Raw genomic sequence first — 20,054 nt, forward strand, 5'->3', positions numbered from 1 at the left:
CACCCCAGGGGGGTGCGACTTTGGACTTCGTCGAGACGTTCCGTCGAGCCCTACGATGCTTACAACCGTCGGCAGTAGTCGTGGACTTCGATCTTCAAACCGAATCGCTCCGCTCCACTCCGGTTATCAAGCTCCCTTCAAGCATACTGCACTCAGTGGGTCCTGTTGAAGCCTGCGCCAGTTTAGGCTTGAAAGAGGGAGAAACCGTGCTCATAGCGTCGTATTCACGATGTAGTCTGGAGTTCCGCCCCATACGCCCCGAGGAGGCGAGACTGGCGGCACTGGATTACTACCGCGTGGTCAGCAGGGTATTGGAAACTATGATGGAGCTGGCGGTTGAGGGGGTGGAGGGAGATCGGGTAGGTACCTTGTGCGTGATATCGGAAGGTGCCGATCGAATGTACCGGACCACGGTTCCGGTCAAGGTGGAGGATGTCAACGTGATGACGGGTTCGGGGAAACGCGTTCTCAAGGCACTGGCTAGGCTCGACGGTGCTATCGTCGTGGATCCGGAGGGCAACATCGAGGCGGCGGGCGCGATCTTCGACGTGGATTCCGGGAGTGCGGAGCCCGGATTCGGCGCCCGACACACCACCGCACTCCACGTCTCTAAGGAGCTCAACTGTCCCGTAATAGTATTATCAGAATCCGGCAGGATCCGGCTGTACCATGGTGGGAAGGAGGTCCTGAAGATATCAGTCTCGGACCTCGTCGCTATCCGGGGGTTCTGTGATGGCTAGAAACATCGTCGTCGAAACCATGGAACGCAGTCCTTTCACCGAAACCGAGGTGGAGATAGTCGAGCGAAAGGGTGTGGGACATCCGGACAGCCTAGCTGATGGTATCGCAGAGAGCGTATCTAGGGCTCTATGTCGGGAGTACATCGAGCGATTCGGACGGATTCTACACCACAACACCGACGAGGTTCAAATCGTGGCGGGTGAATCGAGGCCGGAGTTCGGAGGCGGGGAGGTAATCCGGCCTATCTACATCCTGGTAACCGGACGCGCCACGGCGTACGTAGGGGACGAGAAGATCCCAGTCGGCACCATCGCGCTAGAAGCCGCGACGGAGTACTTAGAGGAGACCGTCAGACACCTGGATACCGAAAAGCACGTGGTAATCGAGCCGAAGATCGGCCACGGTTCGGCGGATCTGCGTGACGTGTTCGAGCGCGGTGGGGAGGTTCCACTGGCGAACGACACCTCCTTCGGCGTAGGGTACGCACCACTGACTACCACCGAGAGGCTCGTGTACGAGACCGAGCGGGAGATCAACTCCCAGAAGCTCAAGAAGGATCTACCGGAGGTCGGAGAAGATGTTAAGGTCATGGCGCTTCGGGAAGGAGATGAAATCGAACTAACCGTGGCCGCCGCGATGGTGTCGCAGCGTATCGACGATATCGACCACTACATTTCGGTGGTCGAGGAGCTGAGAGACCGAGTCGCGGACTTAGCGGCCGAGATAGCCTCGGATCACGAAGTAAAGGTGCGCGTGAACACTGCCGACGACTACGAGCGGGAGTCCGTATACTTGACAGTTACCGGCACATCGGCCGAACAAGGTGACGACGGTTCCGTCGGCCGTGGGAACCGCGTCAACGGTCTGATCACGCCGTTCCGTCCGATGAGCATGGAAGCTGCGGCCGGAAAGAACCCAGTGAACCACGTCGGTAAACTCTACAACGTACTGGCCCACCGGATGGCCCGGGAGATCTACGAGGAAACGTCAGCCGACGAGGTATACGTCCGACTACTAAGTCAGATAGGTCACCCCATCGACGATCCCAAGGCAGTCGACGTGCACCTCGTAGGGGACATATCGAAGGAGGACGAGCGCATGGCTCGACGCGTTGCGGACGAGCTACTGGAGAACATCACCGAGCTCACGGAACGCATTGTAGAGGGAGAAATCATGGTGTTTTGAAGTGATGCGTGTACCGAACTAAACACCACAGAGTCACGCCTCTGCGACTCCAGCTACATGCGCTACATGCGATGGTGTGGACCGTCCGCTGGCTCGAATCCTCCCAGAACTCGACAGCCTTCGATCTCTCCAGCGATGTTTGTCCTCATGAGTCTCTCGACCTCCTCGAGGTCGTCGGTTTTATGGAGCACGTACATGAGCTTCACGTAAGCAACCTCTGGCAACATATCTTCTCCCGGTATAACACCAGCGGCTCTCAGCAGTCGCCCTGTCCTGTACACGTTCATGTTCACACGTCCGTACAGGCACTGTGAGGTCATCACGACGGCGATTCCATCGTCCACAGCCCGTTCGATCGACTCCAACCACCGCTCCGAGACGTGGCCCAAACCGGTGCCTTCGAGGACGATTCCACGGTAGCCCCGATCCACGTAGAAGTCTAAGATTTCAGGATCCATACCCGGGGCGAACTTCACCAAAGCCACCTTATCCTCGAATCCACCCGAGATCTCAGGCTCCCCGTCCTCCGGCCTCCGGTAATCGCTTCGTAAGAACTCTATTTTGGGATTCCTGAGATCCATTATGTCAACCTTCGCGATTGGGATGGATTCCACCGACCTGAACGCGTCCCTGCGTGAGGTGTGCATCTTCCTGACTCTCACTCCCCGATGCACGAGGCATACCTCGTCGGAGGTCCACCCGTGCATGCAGACGGTGATTTCACCCACCTCTCCGTCGCCCGCGAAGGCACACGCCGCGATGAGGTTCGAGGCCGCGTCCGAAGACGGCCTGTCCGAACTCCGCTGCGCTCCGACCAGCACGACCGGTCCGTTGAGTCCCTCGATGACGAACGACAGCGCCGCGGCTGTGAACGCCATCGTGTCCGTTCCGTGTCCGATCACGATACCGTCTACGTCCGGATCTGAAAGGGCATCCACGATCTCTTCGGCAATCTTCATCCAGTGTTTGGGTTCCATGTTCTCACTGAGCAGGTCAAGCACGGCCCTGGCGTCCACGATGTTGACCACGTCGAGGAGCTCCGGGACCGCTCCGACGAGCTCCTCTGCTGTGAACGCGGGTTTCACGGCCCCTGTCTCGTAGTCCACACGACACGCGATGGTGCCGCCGGTCGACATCACCGACACGTTAGGGAGTTCCGGATCGTGTCCGATCTCCCCCTCTATCGGTTCGAAGCTAGGTTCGTGTCCTTTACCCGGGGCTTCGAGCTTCTCGATCCTGTCGACGCGAACCCCTACGTTGTAACCGTTGTCCATTTTGACGACGATGTGCTCGTCGTCTCCAAGTTCCGATCTGGGCATAATGATGCCTTCCACAACCACCCCATCGTCCCGGACTATACGAACCCGGTCGCCGACACTAAGCCCATGCTCCTGTAGCAACTCCCTGGCCTTACCCTTGTACTCGGACAATACCCTCACCCCAACCAATCCCACCAAGGGGGCATCCGGTTTGAAAGTGGCGATAGTAGAGTACGGCGTCGGCAACTTGAACAGCGTGTGCCGCGCGGTTAAACACTTGGGGTACGAGCCCGTCGTTACCAATGATCCCTCGGAGTTGCACGACGCCGACGCCGTAATTCTCCCAGGTGTGGGAAACTTCCGCGCCGCATCGGAAAAACTCGAAGAGACCGGATTATGTGACGAGATTCAAGAGCTACTGGAGTCCGTTCCACTCTTAGGCATATGCCTTGGGATGCAGCTCTTGATGGAATCGAGCGAGGAGAGCCCCGGGTCACGCGGTCTAGGGTTGTTCCGGGGAACATGTGTAGCGCTTCCGGATGACGTGAAGACGCCACACATGGGATGGAACACGGTGGAGTTCCGGACGGAGGAGTTTCGGAAGTTCGACGGTGAGATGTTCTACTTCGTCCACTCGTACCGGGTGGCTCCCGAAGACGACGTTGTCCTAGGTGAAACGGAGTACGGAGAACGGTTTCCGAGCGTGATCGGGGACCGGGATAGACTGATCTACGGGGTACAATTTCACCCCGAAAAAAGCGGACCAGTGGGGTTAAAGTTGCTCGGTGAGATTCTAACAGGGGCGCGTCGTTGAGGATGTCCCGCGAAAGAATATTTCGGGAAGTTGAAGAATCTATGAGGAACATCCGAGAGGTGAGATTCGAGCTAGGCGGCGACGTGTCGCTGTCGACCCTGCGTTACATCCTAGCATCGATGGTCATCACCCTGGGCCGAGGGGCCGGATCCACCTTCTACAGGGCCGGTTACGACATCGGTGTTTACAAAGCGAAATCACACGGCCTGGAGGGCGTCAAAGAGGCCTTTGAATACGTAGAGAAAGCGTTCGAGAAGACTGGTATAGGCATCATTGAGCGCTGGGAAATTGAGGATGATGATAAGATCAAGATCACTATGCGCGAGTCGGCGACGGCTGCCGGTTACGACATAGGGAAGAAGTTGTGTTACTACCAAGCCGGGTTCATCGCTGGGATCCTACACGGGGCTACCAGCGAGCGCTGGGAGGTGCACGAGACCAAGTGCATGGCCGAAGGTCACGACCACTGTGAGTTCGTGGCTATACGGAGGGGGTAACGTGGAGCGGGTCGTCGTACATGGCACACTGATGGACGTGTTCGGGGTAGGGGTGCTCCTGGTAGGTCCACGTGGGGTAGGGAAGAGCGAGACAGCTTTGGAACTCATACGTCGCGGCCACAGGTTAGTGTCAGACGATGCGGTGATCGTGGAGTGCGATGACAGTTACGAGTACCCCGTCGGCAGGCCGCCGGAGAACTTAGCCGGAAAAATGGAGATCCGACTTGCCCTTGCGGAGCTGTACTGCCCCAAGTGCGGTCGAGTATATACTTTCTCCGCCCTCAAGATGAAGGAAGGGTGTGACTGCGGTAGCGACCTGAAGCTACGTCCTATTCAGGATAAAATCGCCGTGGACGTCGCGGAACTCTATGGCATCCGGGCGCTCCGGAGCCGTAAGGGTATAGGCGTGGTCATTAAGATGATTCCGGGACCCCACCACCCGCATCACGATCCATCCATGAGACCGGATGAACCAGTCTCTTCCACGCCTTCCGAGGAGGAGAAGGTAGTGAAGTGGGTGAAAAAAAGGGATGGAAAGGTGTTCCATCTGGACGTGGTTCCGGGTCGAGACACCGCCACGCTGATCGAAACGGTAGCACTTCAAGAGAGCTTGAGGCGCAGGAGGTGAACCGCGGTGCTATCGATACCCGACTGGCTCGGTGCCGCACTGTTGCTTTCACTAAGTGACGAGCTGCACACCGGTCTCGTGTGGGGAGCCCTTCGCAGTCAGTACCTCCTGTTGGGAGCGTACCTCAGGGTCCGACATTCGGCTCTGTTTGTCTGGTTGATACACGAAACCTTGGAGTTCCTTTTCCACGCTGTGGTCCTGTCGTTGATACTTCCGGTTCCGATGGCGGTAACAGCGGCCTCAGTACACTTCGGAATCGACCTATTTCACGAAGCGCTGTTAGGAACCGTTAAAGGTCGAGTGACACACCGGCTGATGCACCTGTCTTTGGAGTCCGCAATATTGTACTGGCTGTGGGGGTGATACCTATGAGGATCTTGCGCGATCTCATCGGCAAACCCGTAATCGACTCCAATGCCAAGCACATCGGCGAAGTCCTCGATGTTGAGTTCGACGAAGAGTCAGGAGAAGTCACTACACTGATAGTGGGGCACTCCAAGCGCCCCGGCGTTCTTCGGAAGATAAAGTGGCTAAGTGGCGAAGAGAAAGCCATCCGCATACCTTACTCGAAGGTCGTTGCCATCGAGGACATGGTACTGGTAAAAGGACGGTGGGGATCCGGGAAAAACTAACCCTTAGTACCGCGGTGGAGGTTCCGAACTCCCCAACCCCCCGAACGGTTCACTTCCTCGCCGTTTGTGTGGGTTGCATCGGGGGTTGTCGGATCGGTCACGAACTCAACATCACGAAACGATGAGTAGTGACAGGGGCAATCTCTACGGACAATCTACTGCGACAATGCAGTTTCTCCTCCCTTACATCCCAGAAGGTGAGACTTCCAGGGGTTGCGACCCATGGACGAATCTGAGATCCTGAGAGTACTCCGTGACTGGATCTCTGACCCTTTTGAAGCGGTACTCGTGGATGACGTACCGGTAGACCTGTACGACCCAGAGGAAGGTCACGCGTACCTCGTGGCCAACAAGAGTACCGTAGAGAAGAAACTGGGTCGACTTACGAGACTCGTCGGGAAGGTCCCGAAAGCATCGATCGCGTACTCTGGAGATACCGACGAGCTCGTAGACCCGTTGAGGAGGCTCGGTGCAGGCCTCCTAGATGTCTCCCCAGAAGGCGTCGAGGTCGTCCTCGAACCAGAGACGTTCGATGCCGACCCTGACATACGCCCCATGTCCGGACATCATGACGAGCTCGTCGCCGTCCTGAAAGCACTCGGAGATGAGCGTCGTGTCGCCGCGCTCGAGATACTGGGGCACAGTGAGGAGTGTTTATGCAAGCTAGCCGAAATTTTGGGGGAGAACCAACCGTCGACTGCATATCACTTGAAGAAGCTCCTGGAAGTCGGTTTGGTCACCAAGCGCTCCGAAGGCGGTAGAACGTTTTACAGGCTTACCGAGCGTGGCGAGCGCGTATTGAGAGTGATTAGAGATTTAAAAGATCAGCTGCGACGTACGTGATACTCGGAGCGACGAGCCCGAATATCACGGCGATCTGAGCCGCGCGACGCACGTCGTCGGGCTTCGGAAGCCGGTCCCCTCCTTTTAGGACGTACACGTTCGGTTTCTCCAGTCGGACTCCCAGTGCGCAGGCTCCCACGTACATAGGCAACCAGGAGCTCGGGCTCGGGACCTCCCGTACCGCCCGCAACAGTGACCGGGGCCTCGCCCGAAGTATCCACCAAGGTAGAGTTACCGTAAGCGCCGCGGCGCATGCGGGCAGTGAGAGCACATTCAGCAGGTCGTCCAACCTCGCCGGAATCTTACCGAACATCTTGTATTCGCCTCGGTATCCGAACATGGCGTCCGCGACGTTCGTCGCTCGGTACACGACAGCACCCGGCCACCCGAGGATATAGTACCACCACAAGGGGCCCACGATAGAATCTAGTAAGTTCTCGAAACAACTTTCCACCGCGGCCGAAGCTACCTCCGCCCCGTTTAAACAGCTTACGTCACGACTGACGAGCCTCTTCACGGCCCGTCGAGCCACGTCTAAATCCCCATCTTGGAGCGCCCGCTCCACCGGAAGCAAGTGTTCGACAAGTCCCCGTACGGAAATGCACACCCACAGGACCAGGGCATCTCCCACCATCGGGATGGAGTGAAGCAAGTAACACACTCCCAGCAGGAACCCACAACCGACCGTTAGGGACAGTCCTCCCCAGATTACGTCGAGGATACTTCCGCACCGTACTTTCTTCTCCACGAGCTCCATCACCCGGCCGCACCATGCCACCGGATGGAAACGGTTCGGCGGGTCTCCCAGGAGCAGGTCCAGAGCCACCGCCAGGTACGCGGTAAGGAGGGGGTCCAACGCCATCACCGCCGTAGGACGTTGAGGACGTCCTCAGGGGTCGGAATCTCATCGAGGCGGTACTCTCTCCACCCAGCACGCACCGCGGCTAGTTCGGCTGGGTTCAGCAACACCCATCGCCTGAACCTAGAGGCCTCGTCGACGGGCACCCTGGGACACCCGCAGAACACGCATTGACGTCTGCGGAGCGATCTTAGCGCATCTTCCGTCAGATATCTCAACCTCCATATTGGGCGGTTCAGGATCTGTACCACGCCTGGTCTCCTCTGACCCAACGCGGTGCTCTCTACGATCTCGAACCCCTCTTCCCAGTCGAACTCACGGATTTTAGACAGTCTAACGGCCAGAATCCTCTTGGTGACACCCTCCACGTCCTCTGGGTCTAAGACCCCCTTCGTGGGGTCGAGTTGTACCACGGGATGACTCGTCCTAATAGCGACACCGGCGGGATGGAAGCTTCCAGAACACACCACTACCGTTGGTAGGGAGGTATCGAGAGCGGAGAAATTGCACCCGAGCACCAACCCGGGCGTTGCCACCCTGCGACCGTCTCCCGATCGGATTACGGGCTCGATACCGGATTCCTGTAGGATCTCTGACACGAGCTCGAGATCGGTCACGTACTGTGCCGTTGCGCAGATATTCACACGCTCGATTCCTAAGTTTCGAAGTACTTCGGCGACTTCCTCGACCATCCATGGTTCCACGCGTTTACGTCCACGTACCGGTAGGAAATGTGCGGTCGCCCCGAGCTCCCGTATCCGTCGCTCGACCTCGGGTATGGGATAATGGCCGATGTGAACGATATAATCCGTCCGGATCACGGTACCGGGAGTGATGTCGCAAGCTCCGAACACGCGACCTGCGTCGAGCTCCACCTCGCAGCCACGGGCTTCCAGCACGTCGGCAACCTCACGGGCGATTCGCTTCAGCCCATCCGGGGCCTGAACCAGAACACGCCCTTCAACGTTGAGGGACTCGACGGCCCTCGGCACTTCGTCCTCGTCATAGGATTCGGCGGAGGTGCATCTCGTCATCGGGAGCACCACCATGGAGGTGTGATAGTTGTATGCTTTGGGAGTCGGGATGAGGCGGAGAGTGCGACGGCAGGACCTGGTGACTGCGATACGATGGGGTCTGGAGGAAGCAGGCGAACTCGGTGAGATCATCACGATAACCCGAAAGCGGGACCAGCCCTCCGGAAAGGCGCTGGTTGAAATTGGTCGCCGGTTAGGGATCCCCGTACGGTTCGTCGAGAAGTTCGCTGACTACACACCGAGCGATTCCCGAGCGAGGGACCTACTAGGGGTTCGAGGTTCCGTGTGTGAGGGTGTCCTTATAACCCACGGGTACGAAATCGTTCGGCCGAAACGGACTTTCGGGAACACCGTTACCGCGGCTTTGGGGTGGAAAAGATCCCGAAAGTAGTCTGCATAATCGGAGGGCGTGGGGACGGATTCACACGAGTGGCTCGGGTGCTTTCGAAAGCTATCAAACGTTCGGGACGCACTGTTGGCGTTCTGATGCTTCCACAGTCCACAGGTGGGTCCGGGCGGAAGTGGATCGGTGGATATCGATGGAATTGCGACGTGATAGTGGCGACAGTGGATAGGGTCTCGGAGTGTGATTACGCCATGATACTCAGCAGGTTCGGGGCGTGTACGAACGCCCGAAGGGCGGTGTACGATTTCTCTCATCAGTCCTTCGTAGGGTTCGATCCGCCCGAAGGATGGATCGGAATAGACTGCTCCAGAGTCGCTCGAGATGAAAGGGTTCCTTCATTCCATTCTCTAATCTTATTAGGAGCCATGTGTCGCATCGCGCGCCTCTGCGAGTTAGAAGACGTGAAAAAGGCGCTGCTTTCGGAAGAGGGACGGCTCGGTGCAGTATCCTATCGGGCCGTACAAGCCGGTTGGGAGGAGGCAAGGCGACGGGGGTACTGACGTTGGTTAACGCCCGAATCCATGTGGACCGTACGACCAGCTTCGACGCGGAAAACGGTACCAAGAGCTACGTGATTAAGGTGACCGTAGAGTTGGAGACCGACGACTACGACGAGGCGAAGCAGCTCACCAAGCGCTTGGAGGAGTTCATCGACGAGTTGAAGAGTGTTGTCAAAAGTGAGCTCCTGGAAAAAGACCTGGGAAAACGAGAACTGATACTGTAGTCAGGGGGGATGAGGAAGAGGCGGAGGAACGTACGGAAGCGTATGAAGGAGAGGAATACGAGGAGTCATATCGCGAGGAATCGTACGAGTACGGAGAGTACGAGGAGCGTGAGGTGGAAGGGATCGGCAGGGCCGAGAGTACCGAGGAAGATGTGATACTCACCGAGCGCGGGGAGGAGTTCTTCGGTAGGGCTCATGAGAGAGCAGAGGAAGCCGAGACCATTCCTCAGGAGGTTACCTGGGTAGAGGAGCCCGGAGAGTGGGATGAGTGGAGACCCAGGAGGTTACCGACGGTTCCGCTACCTAAGGAGTACCTCATTGTAGCCGCCGTGGCTATCGGCCTGTTAGTGGCGGCGCTACTATATTACGCGAGGTGATCACGGACTTCCTCGGCGATAACGCGTGCGAGCTCCGGCGGCACCGACTCCCCTACCTGGTCGTACTGCGTCTCGTACCCCCCTTCGAACACGTGATCGTCGGGATAACTCATAAGCCGGGCTTGCTCCCTGACGGTAAGCAGTCGGTCCTCGAACGGGTGTATGAACCTGGACCCACCCATCACAGTAGGGGCCGGCTTGAAGGGGTGCAACCTGAGCCAGTTCTTGAAGCTACCTCTAGCCCCCCTTATGACGCTCAGGGCCTCCCCCCACCTAAGGCGTCGGATCCTGCGGAGCTTCCTCTTGGACATGGGACGCAGTTCGTGGTTGGGAATCTCCGAGTCAGGGCTGGGGAGATCTCCGATAGCTTCCCACACAGTTTTCGGCCGTTCCGCTGTGGGTTCGGGGTCTATTCTTACGTTTGAAATGAAGACGCGGCGCCGATACGAAGGTACCTCGTAATGTACCGCTTGGAGTACGTTGAAGTGTATCCTCTCGTATCCAACACGTGCGAACTCCTTCCTCAACGCTTTTTCTAAAGGCCCCTCCATGATTGCGGGGACGTTCTCCATGACGAAAACCTCGGGCTGGAGGTCACCGATAATCCTCACGAAGTGGAGTACTAACCTGCCTACGGGATCGTCGTAGAGTCGATCCAGCGGGTTAGGTTTCCGATCCGCGTTGGCGGCTGTGAACGGCTCGCAGGGCGGCCCTCCGATAATCACATCCGGTTCGCCTAACTCGTCCACGATTTCCTCCGAGTCGACCCGCTGGATATCACGCTCGATCACCTCGGCTTCCGGGAAGTTCTTCCGATATGTCGCGGCCGGCGCGGGGTTGTTCTCAACACCTCCCAAGACCTTGAACCCAGCTTCCCTGAAACCCCTAGAGAAACCGCCGGCCCCGCAGAATAGATCCACCACTCTCGGCTTCAACGGATCACCCCCAGTCGAATTCTACTCAACACCCGCCGGTAGACGCCCCATAAATAAGAGGTAGTGGCCGGACTACTCCGACCATGCGAATCGCATGATCATATCAATCGGGGGTGTGGAGCGTGCGCGGGGTGCCGATCGCAATAGGGATCCTATCAGTAGTAGTGATCGCGGCGGCCGCCGGTTACTACTACACGTCCTCGAACCAGCTCACGGTGTTCGCTGCGGCCAGCCTGAAGAAACCACTCACCAAGCTCGCGAAGCAGTATGAGAAGGAAAAAGGCGTCAAGGTAGCCCTCAACTTCGGTCCATCCGGAGGACTGACTGCGCAGATACTCCAAGGGCAGAAGTGCGACCTGTTCTTCTCCGCGGATTGGAAGTACGTGGTCAAGCTCCAGAAGGCCGGCAAGACTATCAAGACTAAGAAGTTCCTGAAGGACTACCTCGTTCTGGTGGTATCCAAGACGGGCAAGGAGAAAGGCATCAAGGACGTCAAGGACATCACAAAGCCTGGCGTCACGGTTGCCGTGGCTGACCCGAAGGCACCTGTCGGCGAGTACACACAGCGCGCGCTGAAGAAGCTCGGACTCTGGGACACTATCGTGAAAAACGGGAACCTGAAGGCCAGACCGGGCACCGTCAACCAGGTCGCCACGATGGTGAAGAAAGACCAGATCGATGCCGGTTTCGTCTATCGGAGTGTGGCAATCGGCTTCGGTCTGCCGATCGTGCAGATGTTCCCTCACTCCCTGACTGGGCCGATAATCTGGGGAGCGGCCGTCATCAAAGGAGGTAACGAACGGCTCGCGGAGGACTTCCTGAACTACTGTCTCGAGCACATCGACGAGTTCAAGAAGTACAGGTGGAGTCCAGCATGATCGGGAGGTACGAAATCCTGAGTACTCTGTTCCCTCCCCTGTTCTTCGTATTCATAGTGTTCCCGTTGATAGCACTGACCATGAACCTAACGCCCCAAGGGATAGCGTGGGCGTTCAGTGACCCCTACTTCTGGTCCGCCACGTTCAACACGGTGCTCTGCGCTGTCGCAGCCGCCGCCGTGGGTGTGGTGATCGCGATAGGGTTTGGCTACTATCATCTGTTCAAGCGAAACTCGGTGATCTACAGGGTAGCGGACTTCCTAAACGACCTACCCATCGCCTTGCCGCACACCGTAGCAGGACTAGCGCTACTGTTGGCGTTCGGTCGCAACTATTTCGGATGGTTGGGTGAAAACGGGCTCGCGTTCACTTTGATCGCAGTAGTCCTCGCCATGCTCTTCGTATCGTACCCGCTAGCGGCCAGGACCGTACAGTCGGGTGTCGAGGAACTAGGACGTGAGCTCGTGGACGTCGCCCGCACGCTCGGTGACGAACCGCCAAAGGCCTACATACGAGTGGTCGTACCTGCTCTGCGGGAGGCGCTGCTCGGCGGTTTCCTACTAGGGTTCTCCAGATCCCTGAGCGAGTTCGCCGCGGTGATCATGTTCGGAGGTAACCTTCCAGGTAAGACACAGGTACTCGCATCGTACGTGTTCACCCGGGTGGAAGCAGGAGATCTAGAAGTCGCCGTCGCCGCCAGCGTGTTCTGTATGGTCCTATCGCTGACCATGGTCGCGTTAGTGCGCTCGGTAACAGGGGGACTTCGCCGTGCTGAGGGTTGAGGGAGTCGAGTTCTCCTACGGAGACCGGGAGGTCCTACGCGGTGTCGACCTGGAAGTAAAGCCTGGTAAAGTACGGGTACTCTTCGGTCCCAACGGGAGCGGTAAGTCCACGCTCCTCAAGATCGTCGCCGGCATTCTGAAGCCCGACAAGGGTCGCGTGATCATCGGAGAGGAAGACGTCACCGACCTCCCACCCGAGGAGCGCCACGTTGGGTATGTCCCACAGCAACCTGCGCTGTTCCCACACATGACCGTCAAGGACAACATCACGTACTCCCTCCAGAACGGTCGCGGCGATCCCGATCGACTGGACGAACTCGTGGAGCTCCTCGGACTGAAGGAATACCTCGATCTGAAGCCCGACGAGCTCAGCGGCGGGTACCAGAGTCGGGTATCACTCGCTCGAGCCCTATTCTCCGATCCGAAGGTGATGCTTCTGGATGAGCCCCTCAGCGACGTCGACCTGGCCGTGAAGGCGGACCTCGTCCCGAAGTTCCGCGAGGTACTGAAGGAAACGGGCGTACCCGCCCTGTACGTCACGCACGACCCATGGGAAGCCGAGCGTATCGGTGACACCTTCACGGTTTTAGTAGGGGGTAAGGCGGTGGATGTGGGTTCAGTGGACGAGGCGCTCGAGAAGTTGAAACGGGGTGTGGAAAGTGTCAAAGCGTAAGTACAAGGGCTTCGTGTACACAGACGATCTGGCCAAGCCCGAGGAGTTCATCCAATTCCTACGACGCTTCGTTTCACCTCCGGAACCCGAGACCGTGGAAGTAGGGTCCGAACTTTCAGGACGCGTGCTCGCGGAAGACGTTCGTGCGGAGCGCCCCTCTCCACCTTTCACCCGGTCCGCTATGGACGGGTACGCCGTGAGATCCGAAGACACCGAGCCCGGAACCAAGTTGAAAGTCGTGGGTAAGTCGAGGATAGGAGAAGGGACCGACGTCGAGGTTGGTCCGGGAGAGGCCGTGTACGTCGACACCGGAGCTCCGGTTCCGGAGGGTGCGGACGCCGTCATCCCCGTAGAGTTCGTGGAACGCGACGGTGACGAGATAATTGTGGAGAAAAGCGTCGATCCGGGGGACAACCTGGATCCGGCCGGCTGCTACGTCGAGGAGGGAGAAGTTCTCTACCGGTCTGGCCATCTCGTCGAGCCCGTGGACGTCGGAGTGATGCTCGAACACGGAGTGGAGGAAGTGGATGTCCACAGACCCCTGCGTGTCTCGGTCGTAGTAACCGGAAACGAGCTCGTCCACCGTCCATCGGAGCTGGAGAGTGAGACGCAGGTTGTGGATTGTATCGGCCCAGTGCTCACCGCGGAACTCGAGAACATGGGCTGTGTCGAGGTAGTAGGAATGAGCTTGGTCAAGGATGATCCGGAAGAGATCCGTGAGACAGTGAAGGACTACGCCGATTGCTCCGACGTAGTTCTGATCACTGGAGGATCCTCGGTTGGGGAGAGAGACCATGTCAAGGACATACTGGACGACACGTTCGATGCCTTCATCCACGGGATCAGAGCCCGACCCGGACGTCCATTTGGTATCGCCGCACGGGAGGGAACCGTCGCCTTCACCCTGCCAGGATGGCCCACCTCGTGTTACTCTACTTTCCGGGTTTGGGTGATACCTTCGCTACTCATGCTGGCCGGAGCGGACCCGTTAGTGGTCGGTTTCGAGGCAGAAGCCTCCGGGATCAAGTCCAAACGCGAGGTCGGCGTGATAGCACGTGTTCGTCTTTCCGATGGTGTCGAGAGGATGTCCAGGGACCGTTCCAGTCACTTCGCGCTGTTTCGGGAGACCGACGGCTTCGCCCTCGTTCCTCCCGGAGGCTCGGAGCGTGCTCTGATTCTCCCACTGCGCGGGTTCCTTAACTTGTTCGATGAGGTAGAGCGTAGGTTCTGAAGGCGTCCACCGATCATCCACTCGTCCCCACCGACCCCACTTATTTAACTCCTAACTCCGAGGCGGGCGTGAAGACTGGCGGGGGTCGCGGGTTGGTAGAGATAATCATCCGCGAGGAACGCTGTCACGGATGCGGTAACTGCGTGATCGCTTGCCCGGTCAACGCTTGTAATTCTCCAAACGCATGGGGTGGAAAGGGTCCCGAAGATGGTGAAGATGTGGTGATCAAGGTCGTGAACGGGACAGTCTCGGTGATTAACGAGGACTTGTGTGAGGCATGCATGACTTGCGAACTCGCTTGTCCCGTGGACGCTATCGAAATCAAAACGTAGGGGAGCCACGGGGAATGGTCGAATTCATCCTGCTCACGGGTCGAACGATCTGGCAGGGCGAAGCTATCGAAACCGACAAAGCTGGCGAGATTTACCCTAACGCCACTGCAATATGCTACTTCAATCCAAAGGACATGAGAGAGCTCGGCATTAGCGAAGGTGATCCAGTTAAGGTCAAGTCCGAATACGGTAAAGTAATCGTACGGGCTAAAGCCGCGGACACCGACGTGCCGCCTCGCGGTGTGGTTTTCATCCCGATGGGTCCCTGGGCAAATAAAGTCGTAGATCCGAACACCAAGAGCACGGGAATGCCCGGTTTCAAGGGGATAAAAGTCGAGATAGAACCCACTGACGATGAGCCGATCGAAGATATGTCAGAATTCATGCGCTCTGAGTACCTCTCTGAATAACCCGTGGTAGCTTGACAGCCGATCATTTTCATCTTCATCGAATATCAACATCGACTACAACTGAAAGGGGGTGAAAAAATGGCGAGGAAAGTAATCAGGGATGTGGTTTGTCCGTTCTGTGGTACGTTGTGTGATGATTTGGAGGTGGTCGTGGAGGACGGTGAGATCGTGGAGGTTCGGCACGCTTGTAGGATTGGTGCTGCAAAGTTCTTGAGTGCGCAGGAGGAGCATCGTCATACGGAACCAATGATCAGGGAGGATGGAGAGTGGAAGAAGATTGACTACGAGGATGCTGCGGAAGAAGCGGCTAGGATACTCGTTGAGGCTAAATTACCGATCCTGTACGGTTGGTCCGCGACGTTGGTAGAGGCACAGGAGAAGGGTGTTGAACTAGCAGAACTAGTCGGTGGCGTCATCGACAACACGGCCTCAGTGTGACACGGTCCTTCGGTGTTGGGGTTGCAGGATGTTGGTGTTCCGGGGTGTACGTTGGGCGAGGTGAAGAACAGGGCTGATACGGTGATTTACTGGGGTTGTAATCCGATGCATGCTCATCCGCGGCATATGAGTCGGTATCCAGTGTTTGCTAGGGGTTATTTCAGGCCGAAGGGTCGTGGGGATCGTACTGTGATCGTCGTTGACCCGCGGAGGACTGCCACGTCTAGACTGGCTGACGTTTACATACAAGTCAAGCCGAACGAGGATTACGAGTTAATCAGCGCGCTTCGAATGGCTGTTCATGGGCTTGAAATCGAGTGTGAGAAAGTGGCTGGGGTACCGGTAGAACTAGTCTACGAGGTCGCTGACTTGCTCAAGGAGGCTAGCTTTGGTACACTATTCTGGGGAATGGGTTTGACAATGTCTCGCGGTAGGCATCGGAACATTGATAATGCAATCTGCCTAATCAGGGATTTGAACGAGTACTCGAAGTGGACTCTAATCATGATGCGAGGTCATTACAATGTGACTGGGTTCAATGAAGTACTAGCATGGACGACGGGATACCCGTACGCTGTAGACTTCACTAGAGGATACCCGCGGTATAACCCGGGTGAAACGAGTACTGTAGACTTACTAGTCAGAGGAGAAGCCGACGCGATGATGGTCATCGCAAGCGACCCAGGCGCACACTTCCCACAAAAAGCAGTAGAACACATGGCTAGAATACCACTCGTATGCATCGACCCACACTGGACGCCAACAGCAGAACTCTCAGACTTATACATACCAGTAGCCATCGCGGGCATAGAATGGGAAGGAACCGCCTACAGAATGGACGCAGTACCAATCAGAATGAAGAAAATAACCGAACCACCAGAACAAATACCCAACGACAAACAAATCCTACAAATGATAATAGAGAAAATAGAGGAGATGTAAGCCCGGGCCGCCCCACGGGGCGAACCCCGTCCCGGGGAGCCCCGTGGGGTGAAGCGGGGGCAAGTCCCCCGCGGCCCGGGCCCCTCCACCTCGTATTCCTTGGGGTGAGTCTGTATGGAATACCGATGCCCGTATTGCGGCTCACGCTCCTGCGTGAACGAATCCGCTCTATCGTTATTCCTCAGGGCGTCCGAACGTGTCGCGAGGTACATGGTTGAGGAGCGAGACGACGTGGATGAAGATCCAAACTTCCGTCCCTCGTTCGGTGAAGTTGGAATCTGTAAGAAGACTTCCAAGCGTATATGGACGTGTCCGTACTGTCACTCCCTCATTCCGGAGCTAGAATCAGATGGGATGACAGCACGATGTCCCGAATGCGGGCGGGAGGCCAACGTGGCGCCTTCCCGCCGTAAGATCGTGTGTTAAACTCCGTACGGGGTTGGGGGGATCCGATTGGCCAAGGAGCTCCTGATTAAGAACGCGTGCGTGTACGACCCTCTCAACGGGATCGAGGGCGAGGTCATGGATATAGGTGTCAAGGATGGCAAGATAGTCGACCCGTCGGAAGTAGACGAATCCAAAGCGAAGGTCATCGACGCTGAAGGTCGTCTGACCATGGCCGGAGGCGTCGACATACACTCCCACGTGGCCGGTCCTAAAGTCAACGTGGGTCGTATATTTAGACCGGAGGACAGCCGTCGCCTGCAGATAGCGACCAAGAAACTTGGAACACGCTCTGGTACGGGATTTTCGGTTCCATCGACCACGATCACGGGATACCTGTACGCTCAGATGGGATACACCACCGTGATGGAGGCTGCCACTCCGCCGCTGCTGACCAGGCACACCCACGAGGAGATTAAGGACACCCCGATCCTGGACGAAGGCGCGTACACACTGATGGCTAATAACTGGATCCTATACGAGTACATCAAGGAGGGTGAGCTGGAGAAGGCAGCCGCGTACGCTGCCTGGCTACTCCGAGCGACTAAAGGCTTCGTGATCAAGATGGTGAACCCCGGAGGTACCGAGGCTTGGGGATGGGGCGAGAACGTCCATAGCCTGGACGATCCAGTACCATACTTCGAGATCACCCCGGCCGAAATCTACGAGAACTACGTAAAGATCAACGAGATGCTAGGTTTACCACACTCGATACACATCCACCCGAACCTGCTCGGCGAGCCCGGTAACTACGAGATCACGACGGACAGCTGGGATGTAATCAAGAAGACGGGTGTAGAACCGAACCCCGAAATAGGTGAGCGTGAGCAGATCGCACATAACACACACGTACAGTTTCATTCGTACGGCGGTGACTCGTGGCCCACTTTCGAGTCGAAGGCAGATGAAATCGCGAAGTACCTGAACAAGAACGACCATATGACGGTCGACCTGGGCGCGGTCACCCTGGATGAGACCACGACCATGACCGCAGACGGTCCGCTCGAATGGGAGCTACATGAGCTGACAGGCTTCAAGTGGGCAAACTACGACGTCGAGCTCGAGACGGGATCGGGCGTTGTACCGTTCATCTACAGCCCGAAGAACCCCGTGCACTCGGTTCAGTGGGCTATCGGTTTGGAGATCGCACTACTAACCGAGAATCCATGGCAAGTCGTGATCTCGACGGACCACCCGAACGCTGGCCCGTTCATCCGGTACCCGAGGATCATCGCGTGGCTGATGAGTGAACCGTACCGTGAGGAGTGGATCGAGAACATGCACCCGTGGGTGGGTCAGCGCGCGGCGATCGCGACCATCGACCGCGAGTACACATGGACCGATATCGCGATCACGACCCGAGCCGCCCCAGCGAAGATGTTGGGTCTCTCGGACCGTATCGGACACCTTGGTGAGGGAGCTTACGCGCACATCGCCATTTACGACATCAAACCCGACGAGGTGGATCCTTCTCGGGACTATGAGGAAGTGGAGAGGGCGTTCGAACAGGCGTGGCTCGTGGTGAAGGATGGGAAGATAGTAGTTCAGGAAGGTGTGGTGGTGAACGAGCCCGTCGGGCGTACTTACTGGGTCGATATTAAGGTCCCGGAGGATCTGCTCGAGGAAGTCAAGGAGGATCTCAAGACGAAGTTTCGGAAGTATTACTCGGTCAATATGGGTAACTATGAGGTCCAGGACGTGTACATACCGAAGGAGGAGCGAATTGAAATCGACGCCCGCGATCGCCTCTCGTAAATATTATTTTCCTTGGGGGGCACCTCGGTTGAAGGAGGTCGTGCTGACGCCGAAAGGAGAACCGGACGTACCAATCGAGGCCGAGGTCATATGTACGGACGAGTTCGCGGGTAAGTCCGAGGACGAGATTGCAGCGCTGAAGATATACGAAGGTAATTCGACAGTCGAGCTCGGCGAGTACTTCGACGTGGAAGGGGATGCGGGCGACTCGCCTGAGAACACCAGGATCGTGATCGAAGGAGACGTACCCTGGGTTAAGTTGATAGGGTACAGGATGAGCGCCGGCGAGATTCTAGTTAAGGGAGATATCGGACGGCACGCGGGTGCCGAGATGAAAGGGGGTAAGCTGGTCGTAGAGGGGGATGCCGACGACTGGCTCGGTCGGGAGATGAAGGGCGGGGAGATCACGGTGTACGGAAACGCTGGGAACTACGTGGGTTCCTCGTATCGAGGTGAGTGGCGTGGGATGAGCGGTGGCTGTATCCTAGTGAAAGGGGACGTTGGCGACGAGATAGGAGAGTGGATGTCTGACGGGAAAATCATCGTGGAGGGCGACGCAGGCATAATGATAGGAATCCACATGCAGGGGGGCACCATCATCGTGAGAGGAGACGTCGGAGCGCGTCCCGGCGCCCAGATGGAGGGAGGGACCGTCGTCGTCTGCGGCCGCGCCGAGGACGTACTGCCCAGCTTCCGATACGAAGGACTCCGAGAAGATCCGATAGGGGAAACCGGAACCTTCCATCTCTTTACGGGCGATTACGCGAACGGACCTAAGGTCGAGGGTGAACTGTACTTAAACGCAACGCTCAACGAGGTACCGTGAGCTCCGCCCCCATGACCTGTATCGTTATTTCCCCCTTAACGAACCTCCCGGGGATTGTCGACGTGAAGACGCTCCGAATGTCTCCTGAAGAGTTACTGAGGTACTTCCGAGAGAAGGTAGAAAAAGGGGATCAGTTAGAGCTCAACTACGCGTTCGTGCACGTACCCGGTGAAGTTGTTAAAATCACCAGGTACTACCTCCATCTGTACGTCGAGTCCGAGGTAGCACCAGGAATTCGACGCTACGACCTGGAAGATATATGCTCGATGATGCTGGAGGTAGTCCACAAGCCTAAGGCTGGGGAACCTGTCAAGATAGTCGTCGAGGGGACCGACGAGAGTCCGAGTATGAACATACTGTAATTCTCACGTGGCAGCCGTGTGTACTAGTTCTCAACACCGGAATGTTT

Annotated in this window: 27 protein-coding genes; 23 read left to right on the forward strand and 4 right to left on the reverse strand. The window is 57.1% G+C overall.

What is annotated here, in order from left to right; all coding sequences use genetic code 11:
• The first annotated feature begins 20 nt into the window (after positions 1-20).
• Positions 21-740 (forward strand): diadenylate cyclase, encoded by a 720-nt coding sequence (locus tag BW919_RS00105; RefSeq protein WP_088334625.1) that lies wholly within the window; start codon positions 21-23, stop codon positions 738-740.
• Positions 733-1,926, forward strand: a complete 1,194-nt coding sequence (locus tag BW919_RS00110; RefSeq protein ID WP_088334627.1) for a methionine adenosyltransferase — start codon at positions 733-735, stop codon at positions 1,924-1,926. Before BW919_RS00105 ends, BW919_RS00110 begins: the two co-directional genes overlap by 8 nt.
• 62 nt (positions 1,927-1,988) lie before the next feature.
• Here the strand turns inward: BW919_RS00110 and gatD are convergent, their stop codons facing one another.
• A complete protein-coding gene (gatD, locus tag BW919_RS00115) occupies positions 1,989-3,365 on the reverse strand; it encodes a Glu-tRNA(Gln) amidotransferase subunit GatD (protein WP_088334629.1) in 1,377 nt (458 codons plus the stop codon).
• Between the two features lie 37 nt (positions 3,366-3,402).
• On the opposite strand from gatD, the gene hisH reads away from it, so the two are divergent.
• The 6 genes from hisH (at position 3,403) to BW919_RS00145 (ending at position 6,599) form a co-directional block, all read left to right on the forward strand.
• Entirely contained in the window at positions 3,403-3,999 is a 597-nt protein-coding gene (gene hisH, locus BW919_RS00120) for an imidazole glycerol phosphate synthase subunit HisH (RefSeq protein ID WP_232452983.1), read from the forward strand.
• Positions 4,000-4,001: 2 nt separating this feature from the next.
• Entirely contained in the window at positions 4,002-4,496 is a 495-nt protein-coding gene (locus tag BW919_RS00125) for a V4R domain-containing protein (protein ID WP_232452984.1), read from the forward strand.
• A gap of 1 nt (position 4,497) precedes the next feature.
• A complete protein-coding gene (locus tag BW919_RS00130; protein ID WP_198324611.1) occupies positions 4,498-5,124 on the forward strand; it encodes an HPr kinase/phosphatase C-terminal domain-containing protein in 627 nt (208 codons plus the stop codon).
• Between the two features lie 6 nt (positions 5,125-5,130).
• Positions 5,131-5,487: a hypothetical protein gene (locus BW919_RS00135; RefSeq protein WP_088334635.1), complete on the forward strand. Its 357-nt coding sequence runs from the start codon at positions 5,131-5,133 to the stop codon at positions 5,485-5,487.
• Between the two features lie 5 nt (positions 5,488-5,492).
• Positions 5,493-5,756, forward strand: a complete 264-nt coding sequence (locus tag BW919_RS00140; RefSeq protein ID WP_088334637.1) for a PRC-barrel domain-containing protein — start codon at positions 5,493-5,495, stop codon at positions 5,754-5,756.
• A 222-nt stretch (positions 5,757-5,978) separates the two neighbouring features.
• On the forward strand, positions 5,979-6,599 hold the full coding sequence (locus tag BW919_RS00145; protein ID WP_088334639.1) for a helix-turn-helix transcriptional regulator: 621 nt from the start codon (positions 5,979-5,981) through the stop codon (positions 6,597-6,599).
• On the opposite strand, the gene cbiB is transcribed toward BW919_RS00145, so the two are convergent.
• Positions 6,565-7,455, reverse strand: a complete 891-nt coding sequence (cbiB, locus tag BW919_RS00150) for an adenosylcobinamide-phosphate synthase CbiB (RefSeq protein WP_157665777.1) — start codon at positions 7,453-7,455, stop codon at positions 6,565-6,567. The genes BW919_RS00145 and cbiB overlap by 35 nt on opposite strands.
• 5 nt (positions 7,456-7,460) lie before the next feature.
• Positions 7,461-8,492 carry a diphthamide biosynthesis enzyme Dph2 gene (gene dph2, locus BW919_RS00155; RefSeq protein ID WP_157665778.1) on the reverse strand — a complete coding sequence of 344 codons (1,032 nt, stop codon included), beginning with the start codon at positions 8,490-8,492 and terminating at the stop codon, positions 7,461-7,463.
• 37 nt (positions 8,493-8,529) lie between these two features.
• Between dph2 and BW919_RS00160 the strand changes: the two genes are divergently transcribed.
• The 4 genes from BW919_RS00160 (at position 8,530) to BW919_RS00175 (ending at position 9,999) form a co-directional block, all read left to right on the forward strand.
• Entirely contained in the window at positions 8,530-8,883 is a 354-nt protein-coding gene (locus tag BW919_RS00160) for a cobalamin biosynthesis protein (RefSeq protein ID WP_257789237.1), read from the forward strand.
• Complete coding sequence (locus tag BW919_RS00165) at positions 8,862-9,398, forward strand: hypothetical protein (RefSeq protein ID WP_088334645.1); 537 nt, start codon at positions 8,862-8,864, stop codon at positions 9,396-9,398. The genes BW919_RS00160 and BW919_RS00165 overlap by 22 nt, the downstream gene beginning before the upstream one ends.
• Positions 9,399-9,400: 2 nt before the next feature.
• On the forward strand, positions 9,401-9,622 hold the full coding sequence (locus BW919_RS00170; RefSeq protein WP_088334647.1) for a hypothetical protein: 222 nt from the start codon (positions 9,401-9,403) through the stop codon (positions 9,620-9,622).
• A 113-nt stretch (positions 9,623-9,735) separates the two neighbouring features.
• Positions 9,736-9,999 carry a hypothetical protein gene (locus BW919_RS00175; RefSeq protein WP_088334649.1) on the forward strand — a complete coding sequence of 88 codons (264 nt, stop codon included), beginning with the start codon at positions 9,736-9,738 and terminating at the stop codon, positions 9,997-9,999.
• Here the strand turns inward: BW919_RS00175 and BW919_RS00180 are convergent.
• On the reverse strand, positions 9,987-10,934 hold the full coding sequence (locus BW919_RS00180; RefSeq protein WP_088334651.1) for a DNA cytosine methyltransferase: 948 nt from the start codon (positions 10,932-10,934) through the stop codon (positions 9,987-9,989). The two genes, BW919_RS00175 and BW919_RS00180, sit on opposite strands and share 13 nt — an antisense overlap.
• Before the next feature lie 122 nt (positions 10,935-11,056).
• On the opposite strand from BW919_RS00180, the gene modA reads away from it, so the two are divergent.
• The 11 genes from modA to BW919_RS00235 all read left to right on the forward strand — a co-directional run bounded on the left by modA (position 11,057) and on the right by BW919_RS00235 (position 20,007).
• A complete protein-coding gene (gene modA / locus BW919_RS00185; RefSeq protein ID WP_088334653.1) occupies positions 11,057-11,812 on the forward strand; it encodes a molybdate ABC transporter substrate-binding protein in 756 nt (251 codons plus the stop codon).
• On the forward strand, positions 11,809-12,594 hold the full coding sequence (locus tag BW919_RS00190) for an ABC transporter permease (protein ID WP_198324612.1): 786 nt from the start codon (positions 11,809-11,811) through the stop codon (positions 12,592-12,594). Before modA ends, BW919_RS00190 begins: the two co-directional genes overlap by 4 nt.
• Positions 12,581-13,267, forward strand: coding sequence for an ABC transporter ATP-binding protein (locus tag BW919_RS00195; protein ID WP_088334655.1), 687 nt, complete (start codon positions 12,581-12,583; stop codon positions 13,265-13,267). The genes BW919_RS00190 and BW919_RS00195 overlap by 14 nt, the downstream gene beginning before the upstream one ends.
• The gene (locus BW919_RS00200; RefSeq protein WP_198324613.1) at positions 13,254-14,498 is read left to right on the forward strand and encodes a molybdopterin molybdotransferase MoeA; all 1,245 of its coding nucleotides are present in this window, start codon (positions 13,254-13,256) and stop codon (positions 14,496-14,498) included. The genes BW919_RS00195 and BW919_RS00200 overlap by 14 nt, the downstream gene beginning before the upstream one ends.
• Positions 14,499-14,590: 92 nt before the next feature.
• Positions 14,591-14,830: a 4Fe-4S binding protein gene (locus BW919_RS00205; RefSeq protein WP_088334659.1), complete on the forward strand. Its 240-nt coding sequence runs from the start codon at positions 14,591-14,593 to the stop codon at positions 14,828-14,830.
• Positions 14,831-14,844: 14 nt separating this feature from the next.
• Positions 14,845-15,240 carry a tungsten-dependent formylmethanofuran dehydrogenase subunit FwdD gene (gene fwdD, locus BW919_RS00210; protein WP_088334661.1) on the forward strand — a complete coding sequence of 132 codons (396 nt, stop codon included), beginning with the start codon at positions 14,845-14,847 and terminating at the stop codon, positions 15,238-15,240.
• A gap of 78 nt (positions 15,241-15,318) precedes the next feature.
• Positions 15,319-16,620: a formylmethanofuran dehydrogenase subunit B gene (locus BW919_RS00215; RefSeq protein WP_088334663.1), complete on the forward strand. Its 1,302-nt coding sequence runs from the start codon at positions 15,319-15,321 to the stop codon at positions 16,618-16,620.
• Between the two features lie 114 nt (positions 16,621-16,734).
• Positions 16,735-17,046 (forward strand): hypothetical protein, encoded by a 312-nt coding sequence (locus BW919_RS00220; RefSeq protein ID WP_088334665.1) that lies wholly within the window; start codon positions 16,735-16,737, stop codon positions 17,044-17,046.
• Positions 17,047-17,073: 27 nt separating this feature from the next.
• Positions 17,074-18,819, forward strand: coding sequence for a formylmethanofuran dehydrogenase subunit A (locus BW919_RS00225; RefSeq protein ID WP_088334667.1), 1,746 nt, complete (start codon positions 17,074-17,076; stop codon positions 18,817-18,819).
• A 28-nt stretch (positions 18,820-18,847) separates the two neighbouring features.
• Entirely contained in the window at positions 18,848-19,645 is a 798-nt protein-coding gene (locus tag BW919_RS00230; RefSeq protein ID WP_088334669.1) for a formylmethanofuran dehydrogenase subunit C, read from the forward strand.
• A 62-nt stretch (positions 19,646-19,707) separates the two neighbouring features.
• Positions 19,708-20,007, forward strand: a complete 300-nt coding sequence (locus tag BW919_RS00235) for a DUF2097 domain-containing protein (protein ID WP_157665779.1) — start codon at positions 19,708-19,710, stop codon at positions 20,005-20,007.
• The last annotated feature ends 47 nt before the right edge of the window (positions 20,008-20,054 follow it).

The sequence above is a fragment of the Methanopyrus sp. KOL6 genome, from assembly GCF_002201915.1.
Classification (GTDB): Archaea; JAADCQ01; Methanopyri; order Methanopyrales; family Methanopyraceae; genus Methanopyrus.